The sequence below is a fragment of the Paenibacillus sp. FSL K6-2393 genome, assembly GCF_038002545.1.
Classification (GTDB): domain Bacteria; phylum Bacillota; class Bacilli; order Paenibacillales; family Paenibacillaceae; genus Paenibacillus.
Window position 1 is genome coordinate 2,102,997 of the sequence record NZ_JBBOCU010000001.1, and the last position, 15,385, is coordinate 2,118,381.

The following is a 15,385-nucleotide window of genomic DNA, read 5'->3' on the forward strand; positions in this document are numbered from 1 at the left end:
ATATTATTATGGATTTTTATTCTTGCAATTGATCGAGTTTTCAAATATAATTTTAAGATTTTGAAACGAAATGTTGCATTGCACGTAATAAATACCATAAGCTGGACAGTATAACATTAATGGAAAAGGGGGGACTATTGTGAAGGGAAAGCGCCGGAAGAAGCTTACGGGGCCATTGATGCTCTTAATGCTGCTGACGCTGTTGCTTCCTGTCTGGATTGGATCACCGTCAGCGCATGCAGCTGAGAAGAGTGGTGCCGTATATATTATTCCGGTTGATAAACCAATCGAGCAGGGACTTGGCAAATTCATGGAACGCGGGTTCAAACAAGCAGAAGAGATGAATGCTGGCCTGATCGTTCTTGATATCAATACGCCGGGAGGCCGTGTCGACACTGCAGAAGCATTGGGTACCCTGATCAAGGACAGTCCGATTGAGACTGTTGCATTTGTTCGTGGAGATGCTGCTTCAGCCGGGAGTTTTCTGGCTCTGAATGCAGATAAGATCGTAATGTCACCAGGCAGTATGATTGGTGCGGCAGCAATGGTCGACAGTACGGGTAAACATGTTGATGATCCAAAACTTGTTGCATTCTGGAAAAGCAAAATGCAGGGAGCGGCAGAAATCAGTGGTCGTGATGGCAAGATTGCAGCTGGAATGACGGATGTTAACATCGTTGTTGAAATGCCAGAGATCAATAAAACCAAGCAAAAAGGTGAAATTATTGCTCTCTCGGCTGAAGAAGCGCTGAAAGTTGGTTATGCCGACCACATCAGCAACACACCGGAAGAAGCGGCAGCTTGGGCAGGTTACAGTCAGGATGACGTATTTAAGGTAGAACGAACAACAGCGGAGAATATCTCCTCTTTTCTTACCAATCCGGTTGTGATGACTGTGTTATTATTCCTCGGAATCGCGGGTGTAATCATTGAATTGATTGTTCCTGGTTTTGGAGTTCCTGGTATTGTAGGTATCGTGTGTTTCGTGTTGTATTTCTCGGGTAATTACATTGCGGGATTTGCCGGAGCAGAGACATGGGTGCTATTTACCGTCGGACTCATCATGATGATTCTGGAGATGTTTATTCCGAGCTTTGGTATTCTGGGGATTTTGGGATCAATTGCGCTTGTGGCCGGTGTTGTAAGGGCTGCTTATGATACGAGTGATGCATTTGTATCTCTGGGTATCGCTTTTGGAGCAGCACTGGTAGTCATTGCGATCATCTCAATTATCTTTAAGGATCGAGGGATATGGAATCGGTTCATATTGAGTGACAGCATGTCTGCGGATCGGGGTTATTCATCAGCCACAGAACGCAAAGAGCTGGTTGGTCTGCAAGGAATCAGTCTGACACCACTTCGTCCTTCTGGAACAGCGATGTTTGAAGGGGAACGAATTGACGTTGTGACGGACGGAGATTTTATTCCCATCGATACTCCGATTATTGTGATTAAAGCGGAAGGTACCCGGATTGTGGTTCAGCAAGCTTTGCCGGTGTAACTCGCTCTGTTGTCGAAGCGGATTAACGCTTCGGCAATGTACATAACCATTAGCTGAAGCTGCCAGCGTGGTGCATTCTTTAATTTTAGCAGCGGACTTATGAATGCCTTCTCAAATATTTTTATCAAATTCTAATTGCAAATGGAGGAAATTAAACAATGGACACATCTATGATTACGATTTTGCTCATTGCGGTAGTAGGTATTATCGTATTGAGCGTATTCTTCAGCTTTTTCCCGGTTATGCTCTGGGTTTCAGCGATTGCATCCGGCGTACGTGTAAGTATTATTACTCTGGTAGCGATGAGACTGAGACGTGTAACGCCTAGCCGTATCGTTAATCCAATGATTAAAGCAACCAAAGCCGGTCTTAAACTCTCAATGAACCAACTGGAAAGTCACTTCTTGGCCGGTGGTAATGTTGACCGTGTTGTAAACGCTCTGATTGCTGCACAACGTGCCAACATTCCACTCGAATTTGAACGTGCTGCTGCTATTGACCTCGCAGGTCGTGACGTATTACAAGCCGTACAAATGAGCGTTAACCCACGTGTTATCGAAACACCGATTGTCTCTGCGGTAGCCAAAGATGGTATTGAAGTTAAAGTTAGAGCGCGGGTTACGGTTCGTGCCAATATTGACCGTCTCGTCGGTGGTGCTGGTGAAGAAACGATCATCGCCCGTGTTGGTGAAGGTATCGTAAGTACAAACGGTTCCTCCAATTCTCACAAAGACGTCCTGGAAAACCCGGACCTGATCTCCCGTACCGTATTGTCCAAAGGTCTGGATGCAGGTACTGCTTTTGAAATCCTGTCCATTGATATTGCGGACGTTGATGTAGGTAAAAACATTGGTGCCTTCTTGCAAACAGAGCAAGCAGAAGCTGACAAACGTATCGCACAAGCGAAAGCGGAAGAGCGTCGCGCAATGGCCGTAGCCCAAGAGCAAGAGATGAAAGCGCGCGTAGTTGAAATGAGAGCACGCGTTGTTGAATCCGAATCCCAAGTACCTTTGGCAATGTCTGAAGCTCTGCGTAGTGGTAAGATTGGTGTTATGGACTATATGAACCTGAAGAATATTGAAGCGGATACTCAAATGCGTAATACATTGGGAAAACCTGGTGAAGGTTCGAATTCCAACGATCAGGGTGATTCCAAAAACGAAAGATAGGCGGTGAGTGCATATGGGCCTATTTGAATGGATTTTTGATAATCTGTATATTGTGGCCGTCATCGGTTTTGCGCTCTTCTCTTTCTTGGGGAAAGCTGCCAAATCGGCTGATCCGAACAAAAAGCGTCCTGCCAACGGGATGCCTACGTTTGGAGGCAGCGGTGATTCAGGCCGGGATGAACGCTCAAGAGACAACTCATCTCCGCAGCAGCAGTCTTCCGGACCTGCAGACCCACGTTATGATGAACAGTATGACGATCGGTATGATGACGTGCAGTATGAGAATCAGTATGATCAGCCGTACTCGGAGCCTGCTGCATCTTCTCGCCCCGCAACTGACTACAGAAGTGAGGGCACGATGAGTGCCATGGAAAATTCACTTGAGGAACAGATGAGAGGCATGGAAGAACAGCAGCGCTTGATTGAAGAACGCTTGAATCGCATCTCTTCTGCGAATCGGCCAGTTGTGTCTGATTCCAGTTGGGATGAGACCAGCATTGATGAATCGGGAGCGTCTCCGCTTCGTCCTGCTGATATTCGCACAGGTGTCCTGTGGGCAGAAGTACTGGGTTCTCCTCGTTCCAAGCAACCGTTTGGTACAAGAGGAAAACTGTAAACAGGTCAACTTATTGGACGGAAATAAAGCCGTCTCTGGTGAGCATAAAGCCGCCGGAGACGGCTTTTTCTGTGTGCGATCCTTTTTTCTCAACATTCGTCCCTAACACGCCCCGGAATTTTCATAATTTCATAAATCTGCGCATAAGTTGAACTGTAGAGGAAGGGGGAAGACCTTCGAATGACCCGGATCAGCCGCAAGCTGCGCAGATGGACCAGTGAAGTGTTGGATCTGCCGCAGGATGTGCTTTATGATATGCCACGGTTAACCCTGATCGGCAGTAAGCAACTGTATATAGAGAATCATCGCGGTGTCATCCATTTCACCCCGGATCGCATCGTGCTGGCTCTTTCCCAAGGCCAGTTGGAGATCAAAGGAACTGCCTTGGTGATACGTAACATTTTGCCGGATGAAGTAGCTGTTGAAGGAACGATTCTGGATATTCATATGAATGGAGTGGAGGGGAACGGATGAAGCAGCCCAGTCTGTACAAACTGCGGGGAGCAGTCCGAATCACGGTCACTGGGGGAGACATTGAAACATTGATCAACACGGTGGCAGAGCAGGGGCTGGAAGTGTGGAACCTGCGTGCTTACGATGGACGCGTGGCAGAGATGAACATTCTGCTGCCGCATTTTTTCAGGTTGCGTCCTGTGTTGAAACGGACAGGCTGCAGGGTGAAAGTAACCCATCGCAGCGGTTTCCCCTTTTTTGCGGCCCGTTTATTGCGGAGGAAGTTCTTTCTTGGGGGTATGCTGTTTTTTGTAGCAGCTTTGTTTGCGTTGTCGTCCATGGTATGGAGTGTGGAGGTCAAGGGTAACGTCACCATTCCCACCGACGAGGTGCTTGCAGCAGCGAAGAAAGAGGGTATATATCCTTTGCAATGGGGGTTCCGTCTGCAAAGCCAAGACAAGCTCTCCAGACAGCTTGCACTCGCTCTGCCGGATGTAACATGGATTGGCGTGAGCAAAGAGGGGACAACCATTACCATTCAGGTCGTAGAATCGGCGCAACCCAAGCGCGAACCATTGCTGAATCCCAGACATTTGATCAGCAAGTCAGATGCTGTGGTCACTCAAATCTATGCGGAGCAGGGACGCCCTGTTGTTCAAAAGGACATGCGTGTCAAAAAGGGTCAGGTATTGATCTCGGGGATTCTCGGGGATGAGGAGAACACTAAAACCATCGTTGCCAAAGGCGAAGTTCGTGGTCTGGTATGGCGTGAGTATCAGGTAGAGGTTCCGCTGGTGCAAAAACATAACACAATGACAGGTGAGAGCAAAGAACGTTTTTACATGGTGCTGGGGAAATGGGCGATCCAACTGTGGGGGTACGGAAGTACACCGTTCAGTTCATTTGATACCGAGAGTAATCATAAACCATTGACGTGGCGATCCTTTACACTTCCCATGGGTTGGCTGACAGAGAAAGATCTGGAGACCCGAGAGCATGAGCAACAACAGACGATAGAATGGGCCAGAACGAAAGGATTGGAAGGAGCAAGGAACGATATTATCGCCAAAAACGGCAAAGGAACAAAAATTATAAGTGAAAAAATTTTGCATGAGAAGAAAGAGAATGGTAAAGTTTATATGAAAGTCTTATTTGAAGTAGAAGAAAGCATTGCGGAAGAACTTCCGCTAGTCCATAGTCAAGGAGAATGAGGATATTTGTCAGAGCAAACACGCAGCATACAAATCTCCCTCCAGAGTGCGGGAGAGGGCCAATCTCTTTTTGGACCCCAAGATACTTTTCTTAAACTGATTGAATCCGAGATTCCCGCCCAGATTGCATCCCGTGAAGCGGAGATTGTGATATTTGGCAACGCACAGCAGGTGGAATCGCTTGAACAATTATTTGACGTGTTACTGCAATTGATACGCAATGGATATGTGTTAACCGAGAGAGATGTGAAGTATGCGATTGAACTTGCCAAGGATATGCGGGCAGACCAGCTATTGGATCTGTTCAAGGGTGAGATTACAACGACATACCGAGGTAAACCAATCCGTGTTAAAACCATTGGGCAGAAGCACTATGTAACTACAATTAAAAAACGTGATATTGTATTTGGCATTGGTCCTGCCGGTACGGGTAAAACCTACCTTGCTGTTGTACTGGCTGTTGCCGCAATTAAAGAAGGCAGCGTCAAACGCATTGTGCTCACACGGCCTGCTGTTGAAGCGGGAGAGAGTCTTGGTTTTTTGCCAGGTGATCTTCAAGAAAAGGTAGACCCGTATCTGAGACCGCTGTACGATGCCCTGTATGACGTTATGGGACAAGAACAGACCGCTAAGGCACTGGAGCGAGGGTTAATCGAAATCGCGCCACTCGCCTACATGCGGGGGCGTACGCTGGATGACTCCTTCATCATTCTCGATGAAGCACAGAACACAACGCCGGAACAGATGAAGATGTTTCTGACTCGTCTTGGTTTTGGCTCCAAAATGGTCATCACCGGAGACGTGACACAGATTGATTTACCGCGTGGTAAGAAATCCGGGCTTGTGGAAGCGAATACGATCTTGAATGAAGTTAACGAGATTGGATTTGTCTATTTTGCCGAGCAAGATGTTGTACGGCATTCCCTTGTCCAGAAAATTATCGTGGCTTACAACCACGCCGCAGAAAATCAAGCATAGAAAGGGATTGTCTAAAGTGACCTCGAAGGAACCGTCAAAAGGCAAATCTTTTCAGAATAAGGCTACAGGATGGAAGTATAGCGTGTGGGCACGCTATCTTCTGTTTTTGTTTCTGGTGATTCTTTTCTACGTGAGTCTGGCTTCCAAGCTGCTCCCTGAGCGGTATGATATTCAGGAAGGTACACGGAGTGAAGTGGATATTGCTGCGCCCATGCAGATTCCGAATAACAAGGCCACACTCAAAGCACAGGAAGAAGCTGCTGAACGGGTACAGCCGATATTTCAGATTGTCCAGTTACGAAATGAAAATTTGATGACTACCCTGCTTGATCGTGTAGATCGATTAAATCAGGATGATCAGATTTCAAGTCAGGACAAGATAGATATTTATCGGGATGAAATTCCGCAGCGCCAGAAGGACTTTGTGACCAACTATATCAATAATAATCGGAAAGCCGGTACATACTCCGAGACTCTTTTGGAAGAGATCAGAAATGTGGTACAGGAGCAAAGCTACCGTATTCCTGAAGAAACTTACATCAAAATCTCGCGTCTGACATCGGATGATATCCAGGAGATGAAACCGGTTGCGAGGGATATTGTTGCCCGGTTAATGACGGATCAGATCAGCGATGCAACCACTGCCCGTGCCAAAGTAGCTGAGATGGTGAGTGTCAGCTCTCTTGGTAAGCGTACGCAACGTGAGGTCGTACAAGAGCTTGCTCGCCTCGTGGTGACCGCTAACCGCTTCTACGATGAAGAGGGAACCAAGGAAGCGAAAGTGCAGGCGCGTGAGAACACGCAAACCGTCTTTATCAAGCAAGGGGACACATTAGTTGCCAAGGGTGAGATGATCACCCCGGAGATGTATACTTTGCTGGATGAAAATGATTTGCTGAAAAATGAAGTGAACTACTGGCCACAGCTTGGACTTCTTATGTTTTCCTGCCTGTTGTCGGCAGCCATTCTGATGTATATTCAGCAAGGCAGCGGAACACATTTCAAATATAATAATGCGCAGCTGTTGATGCTTGTTCTCATTTTTATTATTACGATTGTGGTTATGCATGTGACAGCGATTATCCAAACCAATGAGAGGTCTTATGTGGGCTTCCTTGCACCTGTTGCGGTAGGGGCGATGTTAATTGCGCTCTTGCTGGATACGTCGCTTGCCTTTGTATGTTCGATTTTGATCGGTATGTTGTCCAGCATCATTTTGAATACCCATCAGGGTCAGCTTTTTGACTTCGAATTAGGTTTCTTCGCTGTATTGGTTTCATTTGTTGCGATCTTTGCAACTCATAAGGCTAGCCAGCGATCAACGATCCTGAAAGGAGCCATTATGGTCTGTCTGTTCGGGTCCATAGCCGTCTTCACCTTGGCTTTGATTGACTCGGGTGATTGGAATCGAACCACGACACTGTATGGCGTTGGGTTTGCATTTGCGGGTGGCGTATTAACTGCCATACTGGTCATTGGGCTGATGCCATTTTTCGAAACTTCATTTGGCATTTTGTCAGCGCTCAAACTGGTAGAACTGTCTAATCCGAACCATCCGCTTCTACGTAAGTTGCTGACGGAGACACCGGGTACCTATCATCACAGCGTTATGGTAGGCAATCTGTCCGAAGCAGCAGCAGAAGCCATAGGAGCTAACGGATTGCTCTGCCGAGTGGGTTCGTATTATCATGATATTGGCAAGACGAAGCGCCCCATCTATTTTATTGAAAATCAGAACAATATGGAGAATCCGCATGATTCAATTGATCCGAAACTGAGCAAATCCATTATCGTAGCCCATGCGCGCGATGGGGTGGAAATGCAGAAGGATTACAAGCTGCCCAGACCTATTCGGGATATTGCGGAACAGCATCACGGCACGACATTTCTCCACTATTTCTATCACAAAGCACTGCGCCAGGCGGAAGAAGCAGGCGTTGAGCCTGATTTCATGGAAGAAGATTTCCGTTACCCTGGGCCAAAGGCTCAGTCCAAGGAATCGGCTATTGTTGGCATTGCCGATAGTGTGGAGGCTGCTGTGAGATCTTTGCGCAAACCGACAGTGGAGCAAGTGGAGTCCATGATTGAGAAGATTATTAAAGGACGATTGGACGATCATCAATTCAATGATTGTGACCTTACGATGCGTGAACTGGATATCGTCGCCAGAACATTAAAGGAAACGGTGATGGGTATCTTCCACTCCAGGATCGAATATCCGGAGGAGATTAAGAAACCAAAGCCGACTTCACCCGAAGCAGGCTAATTTAATAATAGTTCGTGTTCAAAAAGGTTGGTTTTCAGTACCGAGAAGATGGGATGAAGTTAGATAGTCTTTTTGAACAACCTCTAATATTAGTAGATAGGAGTTATGAAGGAATGAGTCTTAATCTGGCATGGAATAATGAACAACAGGATAAAGAAATTACAGACCCGATGATTGCAATGCTGGAACAGTTGCTGAACCTTGCAGGAGAAGCGGAAGGTGTTGCAGACGGGGAAGTGGCTCTGACTTTTGTAAACGATGAGCAGATCCATGAGTTGAACCGTGATTATCGCGGCATTGACCGTCCTACGGATGTACTGTCTTTTGCGATGAACGAAACGGTTGATGAAGAGCTTGATATTATCTATGAGCTGGACGAAGATGAAGAAATGGAAGAAATGCCGGATGTTCTTGGAGACATCATCATTTCCGTACCACGGACCATCCTGCAAAGTGAGGAGTATGGACATTCATTTGAACGTGAACTTGGTTTTCTGTTTGTCCATGGTTTTTTACACCTGCTCGGATATGACCATCAGGATGAAGCAAGTGAGGCTGAAATGATGGGTAAACAAGAAGCGGTATTGGCCCAGGCCGGGTTGACACGATAATGAAAAGGCGCTCCTGGGGTCTGGTATTCCGCAATGCTGCGGAAGGAATCGCATATGGGTTGCGGACTCAGCGTAATGTGAGAGTTCACACGGGAGTGGCTATTTTGATGTGTGTAGCCGGCTTTTTTTTCAGAATCTCAAGAACGGATTGGATGTTTGTGCTGACCGCTGTCTTTTTGGTGCTGGTGACTGAATTGATGAACACGGCTGTAGAGGCAGCGGTTGACTTGGCACACCCCCATATCCATCCGCTGGCAAAAGCGGCAAAGGATACCGCGGCCGGGGCAGTTCTGCTGGCAGCGGTATTCGCCGTCATCATCGGTTGTATCGTTTTCATTAAGCCGGTGATGAGCTGGCTGGGTTTGTACTGATTTTGTTTTGATTTTGATTCGTTTTGTGATTTTAATACTACACAACTTTGTAAAGTTAGACCTTTTTTAAGTTGAACTTATAGACGTTACACGATAACGAAGAGGACAGAAATAAACCTGTAGAAGCGAAGCGTTCGCCTTTATCCCCGGATTTTTACTTTGAAAAAGTGAATCAAAAAATCTGGGGATAACAGCGATCGAAGGGTTATTCTGGACTCGGAGTGGCTAGTGTAAAATTGGCTTTGGTTGAACTTAATTCGTAGGTACTAACTTTATATTGCACCCTAAGGGAGAGAATAATGATGGATAACGGTTTGTTAATGCAAGAAGCAATTAAGGCACGTACGAAGGCGTATACGCCTTACTCCCATTTTGGTGTAGGCGCGGCTTTGCTTGACAGTGAAGGTCATGTGCATCATGGTTGTAATATTGAGAATGCTGCTTATACCCCAGGTAACTGTGCTGAGCGTACAGCGATGTTCAGTGCCATTGCAGGTGGGCAGAAGCCTCGCAGCTTCAAAGCGATTGCCATTGTGGGAGACACGGATGGTCCGATTGCTCCATGTGGCGTATGTCGTCAGGTCATGTACGAACTGTGTGAACCGGATATGAAAGTTATCTTGGGGAACATGAAAGGTGATCTGCAAGAGACCACCGTTGCTGAACTGTTACCTTGGGCTTTTGGGCCTTCTGATCTGAATTCTGCCAAAAAATAAACCAATATTCCAGGCCTAGGCGCCTGAGGAGGAACATATGAAAAAACAAGCATTTAAATCCGGTTTTGTAGCTATTATTGGACGTCCAAACGTAGGTAAATCCACACTGATGAACCAGGTGATCGGACAGAAAATTGCGATCATGTCGGACAAACCACAAACCACACGTAATAAAATTCATGGTGTATATACATCCGAACATCAGCAAATCGTATTCTTGGACACACCGGGTATTCACAAACGTCAATCCAAACTTGGCGATTACATGAACCAGACTGCTCTGAACACACTTGGAGAAGTAGAAGCAGCGCTGTTCCTGATTGACGCTTCGGAAGGCATGGGTGGCGGTGACCGTTATATTGCGGAACAGTTGAAAAATATTCGTACGCCTGTCATTCTTGTCATGAATAAAATTGACAAAATTGAGCCGGAAGCGCTGCTGCCCCTTATTGAGGAGTATCGCAAACTGCATGATTTCGCTGAAATCGTGCCTGTATCTGCCATGCTCGGCAGCAATGTAAGCACCTTATTGGAACAGCTCGGCAAGTATTTGCCAGAAGGTCCACAGTACTATCCTGATGACCAGGTTACTGACCATCCGGAGCAGTTTGTATGTGCAGAGTTGATCCGTGAGAAAATTTTGCAGATGACTCGTGAAGAAGTGCCACACTCCATTGCCGTAACGATTGAGGATATGAAAGTGCAAGATAACGGTGTCGTTTATATCTCAGCTGTCATTTTTGTGGAACGGGATTCGCAAAAAGGAATCATTATCGGGAAGCAGGGTGCCCTTCTGAAAGAAGTGGGTAAACGAGCTCGACACGATATTCAGAACTTGCTCGGCTCCAAAATTTTCATGGACCTGTGGGTTAAAGTGAAAAAAGACTGGAGAAATCAGGATAGAGTTCTGCGTGACCTTGGCTTTGGCCGCGACTGATCGTCGGAATTGTATCCAGTAATTGCAACACATAGTTTACCTTGCAAGACTCCATCCTATTTGGTAGATGCAGACGTCATTTCCGAAGAGAGGATGAAATTCCGATGCGAGATTTTTCGTGGAAGGTTTTTGCGATGACGGGGGATGTAGAGTCCTATTTGTTATATACCGAGGCATGTAACTCGTTAGGACAGGAGTCGGATAACGCAAGGGAAGTGATTGAAGATGAAGAAGCCGAAGGATAATTGGCTGATTCGGGAATGGTTAGGTGACGAGGCATGCTATACAGGGTGGAAGGGATTGTCATCCGCAGCATGGACTACGGCGAAGGGAACAAAATCATTACGCTTTGCACCGAAAGCGGCGGGAAAGTAGGAGTACTCGTCCGCGGTGCCAAAAAGCCCAAGAGCCGACATGCTGCACTGGTGCAGCCGTTTACGTATGGTCAATATGTATATTTTCGAAATACAGGTTTAGGCACACTGAACGCTGGAGAAATTGTTGAATCTTATCATGAGTTGCGTGAAGATTTGGTCAAGGCCTCTTATGCCTCTTATGCGTGTGAACTATTGGATCGTGTGCTTCAGGATGAAGAGACGGGGACATTTTGGTTCAAACAGTTAAAGGCGTGTTTGCAGGCGTTGAAGGAAGAGAAAGATCCGGTTGTTATTACAAGTCTGTATGAAATGAAAATATTACAGGCATCTGGATATGGTCCACAGTTTGATGAGTGCATCTCCTGCAACCAGGAGCGACCAGATGAGCAGTTGTTTATGAGTCCCAGACTTGGTGGCGTCTTGTGTCGAGCATGCAAACATTTCGATCCTCCAGCCATGTCAGTAAGTCCAAAGGCTCTGAAGTTGTTGCGTTTGTTCGCGCAGTTGGATCTGCAGCGCTTGGGGAATATATCAGTGAGTGAGTCTACCCGTGATGAGATCAAAAAGTTGATGCGTGCCTTTATGGATCATCAGCTCGGTCTGAATCTTAAATCCCGTTCTTTCCTCGATCAGATGGAGAAGTACGGGATTTGAGGCGTTTTGGTGGAAGCGAAACTATATCTTGACTTCATACTAGATTTTATATATTATGAAATATAATTTCTCTTTATGAGACATGCATTGAACGAGAAAGTAAAAGACTGGATTTATTGCATTCATGGACACAAGTCGTTGTATAACACTTGGTAATCATGAATGAGCGAGCCGGGGATGGTGGGAGCCTGGCTGAATCGGTCTTTGAAACGGCACTCGGGAGCATGAATGGACACGGAAAAGTGGGCTGGAACGAACAGGATCATCCTGTTTGATCTAAGCCAAGTAGGGTGGAACCGCGGGAATAGCTCTCGTCCCTACGTCTGTACAACAGGCGTAGGACGGGGGCTATTTATTGTTGTCTTCACCGTCCTAAGCTTGCTAACAAACCATTGAAAAGGAGCATGATTATGAATTTTCAGCAGATGATTCTAACGCTGCAACAATTCTGGGCCGAGCATAACTGTATTATTGTCCAGCCATACGATACGGAAAAAGGGGCAGGTACGATGAACCCGATGACCTTTTTGCGCTCGCTTGGACCCGAACCTTGGAAAGTGGCCTATGTGGAGCCTTCCCGTCGTCCTTCGGACGGACGTTATGGTGAGAACCCTAACCGGCTGTACCAGCATCATCAGTTCCAGGTAATCATCAAGCCTTCACCGGACAATATTCAGGAAATTTACCTGGAAAGTCTAAAGCGTCTGGGCATTGATCCGCTCAAACATGATATTCGGTTTGTTGAAGATAACTGGGAGAATCCTTCCCTCGGTTGTGCAGGTCTTGGTTGGGAAGTATGGTTGGATGGAATGGAAATTACACAATTTACGTATTTCCAACAGGTTGGTGGAATCGAGACAAATCCGGTAGCTGTTGAAATTACGTATGGTATGGAGCGTTTGGCTTCTTACATTCAGGATAAAGAGAATGTGTTTGATCTGGAATGGGTGGAAGGTATCACTTATGGTGATGTATTCCGTCAGCCAGAATTCGAACACTCTAAATATACGTTTGAAGTATCTGATGTCAAAATGCTGTTTACACTCTTCAACATGCATGAAGAAGAAGCAAACAAGGCCATGGCGCAGCATCTGGTATTCCCGGCATATGACTATGTGCTGAAATGTTCCCACACGTTCAACCTGTTGGATGCACGTGGAGCTATCAGTGTAACGGAACGTACGGGTTACATCACACGTGTCCGTAATCTGGCTCGCCAAGTCGCTGCAACATATATGGAAGAGCGTGAGAAGCTAGGCTTCCCGCTGATCAAGAAAGGGGGAGCCGAGCATGTCTAAGGATCTGTTGTTTGAAATCGGGCTGGAAGAAGTACCTGCACGCTTTATGCGCGCAGCAATCGCACAGCTGCAAGAGCGTGTCGTGAAATGGCTTGACGCATCCCGCATTGCTTATGGTGAAGTGAATGCATATGCTACACCGCGCCGTCTGGCTGTTTTGATTCAAAATGTGGCTGAAAAACAGGAAGATATCGAGGAAGAAGTGAAAGGTCCTTCACGCAAAATTGCCCTGGATGACAGTGGCAATTGGAGCAAGGCTGCACTCGGATTCGCCCGCAGTCAAGGTGTTGAACCGGACCAGTTTACGTTCAAGGAACTGAACGGTGTCGAATATATCTATGCAACGAAGAGTAGCAAAGGTGTGGAAACGGCTTCTGTGGTTGGGGAAGGATTACTTTCTGTATTACATGCCATGACGTTCCCGAAATTCATGCGTTGGGCTTCCTATGATTTCAAATTTGTACGTCCAATCCGCTGGATTGTGGCTATGCTCGGCAGTGATGTTATCGATCTGGAAGTGACAGGTGTTAAATCGGGTAATGTAACTCGCGGACATCGTTTCCTGGGTAAGGAGGCCGTGATCTCCACTCCGTCTTCATACGTGGAAGTGTTGCGTGCAGAACATGTCATTGCTGATATCCAGGAACGTGAACAGATGATTGTATCCCAGATTCAGGCACTGGCTGCTGAGAAGAAATGGGATATCGCGATTAAGGAAGACTTGCTGGAGGAAGTCCTGTTCCTGGTGGAAACACCTACCGTATTGTTCGGGACATTTGACTCCTCATTCTTGAATATTCCACAAGAAGTATTGATTACTTCCATGCGTGAGCATCAGCGTTATTTCCCTGTACTGGACAATGAAGGACAATTGTTGCCATTCTTCGTGACGGTACGTAACGGTGGAAGTGATTCACTGGACGTTATTGCCAAAGGGAATGAGAAAGTACTGCGTGCACGTCTGTCTGATGCCAAGTTCTTCTATGAGGAAGACCAGAAACTTCAGATTAAGGATGCATTGTCGAAGCTGGAAAGTATCGTCTTCCAGGAAGAGCTGGGAACAGTTGGAGATAAAGTACGCCGCATTCGCAAGATTGCCGATGGAATTGCTGCCAAACTGCAAGTATCCGGTGATGTTGCCGAATCCGTTAGCCGCTCAGCAGATATCTGCAAATTCGATCTGGTGACACTGATGGTGGGTGAATTCCCGGAACTGCAAGGTGTAATGGGTGAGGATTACGCTCGTAAAGCTGGCGAAAAAGAAGAAGTGGCTAAAGCGGTATTTGAACACTATCAGCCACGTTTCGCTGGAGATCAATCCCCTGCTTCTCTTGTTGGTGCCATTGTGAGTGCTGCGGACAAAATGGATACAATCGTGGGTTGTTTCTCCATCAACATTATTCCAACGGGTTCTCAGGATCCGTACGCGTTGCGCCGTCAGGCTGCAGGTATTGTACAGATTTTGCTGGATCACAAGCTTCCGCTGACATTGTCAGACGTGTTCGGAGCAGCACTTCAAGTGCATGCCCAGATGAACCTGTTGAAACGTGCAGATGAAGAGATTCGTAAAGATCTGCAAGACTTCTTTGGTCTTCGTGTGAAAAAATTGTTGTCCGAAACCGTTCGCTACGACGTAGTGGATGCCGTAATTTCTTCCGGATTCGATGATATCAGCGCTGTGGTTCCAAAAGGTGAAGCGTTGATGGCGGCTGTTCTGACAGGAGACGCATTCAAAACAACGGTTGAATCGTTCAACCGTGTGGGTAACCTGGCTGCCAAAGCATCCAATGCTTCTGTACATCCAGAACTGTTCACAGAAGATGGAGAGCGTCAGTTACACGAGTCATGGAGCAGAACGAATGCAGAATATCGTCAGGCTTTGACTCAGCATCATGCTGCTGAAGCACTGGCTATTGCATCTGCCTGGAAGGATGGTATTACCTCATTCTTCGATTCGGTTATGGTTATGGCTGAAGATGAAGCTGTTCGGGCGAATCGACTTGCCTTGCTCGCAGCTATTGATCGTGACTTAAAAGGATTTGCTGATTTTTCCAAGTTGGTTTGGTAATTGGACGTATTTCATGAGTCCTTTTCCACAGACTTGGCGCAAAGCTAAAATTCAGTATTAAAGAAGGATATATGAGGGTATAAATATACGGAACGGGTTGTGAAATGTATTTTTTACAACCGCTCCGTATTTTAGCCTTTGATTTCCCTTGTTGTGCCA

The 15,385-nt window shown here is 46.5% G+C and carries 15 protein-coding genes; all 15 read left to right on the forward strand.

Features of this window, described 5'->3' with window-relative positions; all coding sequences use genetic code 11:
- The first annotated feature begins 178 nt into the window (after positions 1 to 178).
- Positions 179 to 1,501 carry an NfeD family protein gene (locus MHI14_RS09185; protein ID WP_051447387.1) on the forward strand — a complete coding sequence of 441 codons (1,323 nt, stop codon included), beginning with the start codon at positions 179 to 181 and terminating at the stop codon, positions 1,499 to 1,501.
- 158 nt (positions 1,502 to 1,659) lie between these two features.
- On the forward strand, positions 1,660 to 2,670 hold the full coding sequence (floA, locus tag MHI14_RS09190; protein ID WP_341130218.1) for a flotillin-like protein FloA: 1,011 nt from the start codon (positions 1,660 to 1,662) through the stop codon (positions 2,668 to 2,670).
- A 13-nt stretch (positions 2,671 to 2,683) separates the two neighbouring features.
- Positions 2,684 to 3,286: a hypothetical protein gene (locus MHI14_RS09195; RefSeq protein ID WP_091028413.1), complete on the forward strand. Its 603-nt coding sequence runs from the start codon at positions 2,684 to 2,686 to the stop codon at positions 3,284 to 3,286.
- Between the two features lie 180 nt (positions 3,287 to 3,466).
- Entirely contained in the window at positions 3,467 to 3,760 is a 294-nt protein-coding gene (gene yqfC / locus MHI14_RS09200) for a sporulation protein YqfC (RefSeq protein WP_017687241.1), read from the forward strand.
- Positions 3,757 to 4,950, forward strand: coding sequence for a sporulation protein YqfD (gene yqfD / locus MHI14_RS09205; protein WP_091028416.1), 1,194 nt, complete (start codon positions 3,757 to 3,759; stop codon positions 4,948 to 4,950). Before yqfC ends, yqfD begins: the two co-directional genes overlap by 4 nt.
- 6 nt (positions 4,951 to 4,956) lie before the next feature.
- Positions 4,957 to 5,928: a PhoH family protein gene (locus tag MHI14_RS09210; protein ID WP_017687243.1), complete on the forward strand. Its 972-nt coding sequence runs from the start codon at positions 4,957 to 4,959 to the stop codon at positions 5,926 to 5,928.
- Positions 5,929 to 5,944: 16 nt separating this feature from the next.
- On the forward strand, positions 5,945 to 8,194 hold the full coding sequence (locus tag MHI14_RS09215) for an HD family phosphohydrolase (RefSeq protein WP_341131689.1): 2,250 nt from the start codon (positions 5,945 to 5,947) through the stop codon (positions 8,192 to 8,194).
- Positions 8,195 to 8,307: 113 nt separating this feature from the next.
- The gene (ybeY, locus tag MHI14_RS09220) at positions 8,308 to 8,805 is read left to right on the forward strand and encodes an rRNA maturation RNase YbeY (RefSeq protein WP_036615036.1); all 498 of its coding nucleotides are present in this window, start codon (positions 8,308 to 8,310) and stop codon (positions 8,803 to 8,805) included.
- On the forward strand, positions 8,805 to 9,176 hold the full coding sequence (locus MHI14_RS09225; protein ID WP_017687246.1) for a diacylglycerol kinase family protein: 372 nt from the start codon (positions 8,805 to 8,807) through the stop codon (positions 9,174 to 9,176). Before ybeY ends, MHI14_RS09225 begins: the two co-directional genes overlap by 1 nt.
- Before the next feature lie 302 nt (positions 9,177 to 9,478).
- Complete coding sequence (locus MHI14_RS09230) at positions 9,479 to 9,892, forward strand: cytidine deaminase (RefSeq protein WP_076211616.1); 414 nt, start codon at positions 9,479 to 9,481, stop codon at positions 9,890 to 9,892.
- 37 nt (positions 9,893 to 9,929) lie between these two features.
- On the forward strand, positions 9,930 to 10,829 hold the full coding sequence (gene era, locus MHI14_RS09235; protein ID WP_062835494.1) for a GTPase Era: 900 nt from the start codon (positions 9,930 to 9,932) through the stop codon (positions 10,827 to 10,829).
- A gap of 104 nt (positions 10,830 to 10,933) precedes the next feature.
- Positions 10,934 to 11,074: a YqzL family protein gene (locus MHI14_RS09240; RefSeq protein ID WP_074095877.1), complete on the forward strand. Its 141-nt coding sequence runs from the start codon at positions 10,934 to 10,936 to the stop codon at positions 11,072 to 11,074.
- 33 nt (positions 11,075 to 11,107) lie between these two features.
- Entirely contained in the window at positions 11,108 to 11,860 is a 753-nt protein-coding gene (gene recO, locus MHI14_RS09245) for a DNA repair protein RecO (protein ID WP_091028417.1), read from the forward strand.
- Positions 11,861 to 12,270: 410 nt separating this feature from the next.
- Positions 12,271 to 13,158 carry a glycine--tRNA ligase subunit alpha gene (glyQ, locus tag MHI14_RS09250; RefSeq protein ID WP_017687252.1) on the forward strand — a complete coding sequence of 296 codons (888 nt, stop codon included), beginning with the start codon at positions 12,271 to 12,273 and terminating at the stop codon, positions 13,156 to 13,158.
- Positions 13,151 to 15,226, forward strand: coding sequence for a glycine--tRNA ligase subunit beta (glyS, locus tag MHI14_RS09255; protein WP_249912142.1), 2,076 nt, complete (start codon positions 13,151 to 13,153; stop codon positions 15,224 to 15,226). The genes glyQ and glyS overlap by 8 nt, the downstream gene beginning before the upstream one ends.
- Positions 15,227 to 15,385 lie beyond the last annotated feature (159 nt).

Coding starts and splice junctions, on each gene's coding strand:
- MHI14_RS09185 (WP_051447387.1), top strand. CDS start 179: ATGCTCTTAATGCTGCTGACGCTGTTGCTTCCTGTCTGGATTGGATCA.
- floA (WP_341130218.1), top strand. CDS start 1,660: ATGGACACATCTATGATTACGATTTTGCTCATTGCGGTAGTAGGTATT.
- MHI14_RS09195 (WP_091028413.1), top strand. CDS start 2,684: ATGGGCCTATTTGAATGGATTTTTGATAATCTGTATATTGTGGCCGTC.
- yqfC (WP_017687241.1), top strand. CDS start 3,467: ATGACCCGGATCAGCCGCAAGCTGCGCAGATGGACCAGTGAAGTGTTG.
- yqfD (WP_091028416.1), top strand. CDS start 3,757: ATGAAGCAGCCCAGTCTGTACAAACTGCGGGGAGCAGTCCGAATCACG.
- ybeY (WP_036615036.1), top strand. CDS start 8,308: ATGAGTCTTAATCTGGCATGGAATAATGAACAACAGGATAAAGAAATT.
- MHI14_RS09225 (WP_017687246.1), top strand. CDS start 8,805: ATGAAAAGGCGCTCCTGGGGTCTGGTATTCCGCAATGCTGCGGAAGGA.
- MHI14_RS09230 (WP_076211616.1), top strand. CDS start 9,479: ATGGATAACGGTTTGTTAATGCAAGAAGCAATTAAGGCACGTACGAAG.
- era (WP_062835494.1), top strand. CDS start 9,930: ATGAAAAAACAAGCATTTAAATCCGGTTTTGTAGCTATTATTGGACGT.
- MHI14_RS09240 (WP_074095877.1), top strand. CDS start 10,934: ATGCGAGATTTTTCGTGGAAGGTTTTTGCGATGACGGGGGATGTAGAG.
- recO (WP_091028417.1), top strand. CDS start 11,108: ATGCTATACAGGGTGGAAGGGATTGTCATCCGCAGCATGGACTACGGC.
- glyQ (WP_017687252.1), top strand. CDS start 12,271: ATGAATTTTCAGCAGATGATTCTAACGCTGCAACAATTCTGGGCCGAG.
- glyS (WP_249912142.1), top strand. CDS start 13,151: ATGTCTAAGGATCTGTTGTTTGAAATCGGGCTGGAAGAAGTACCTGCA.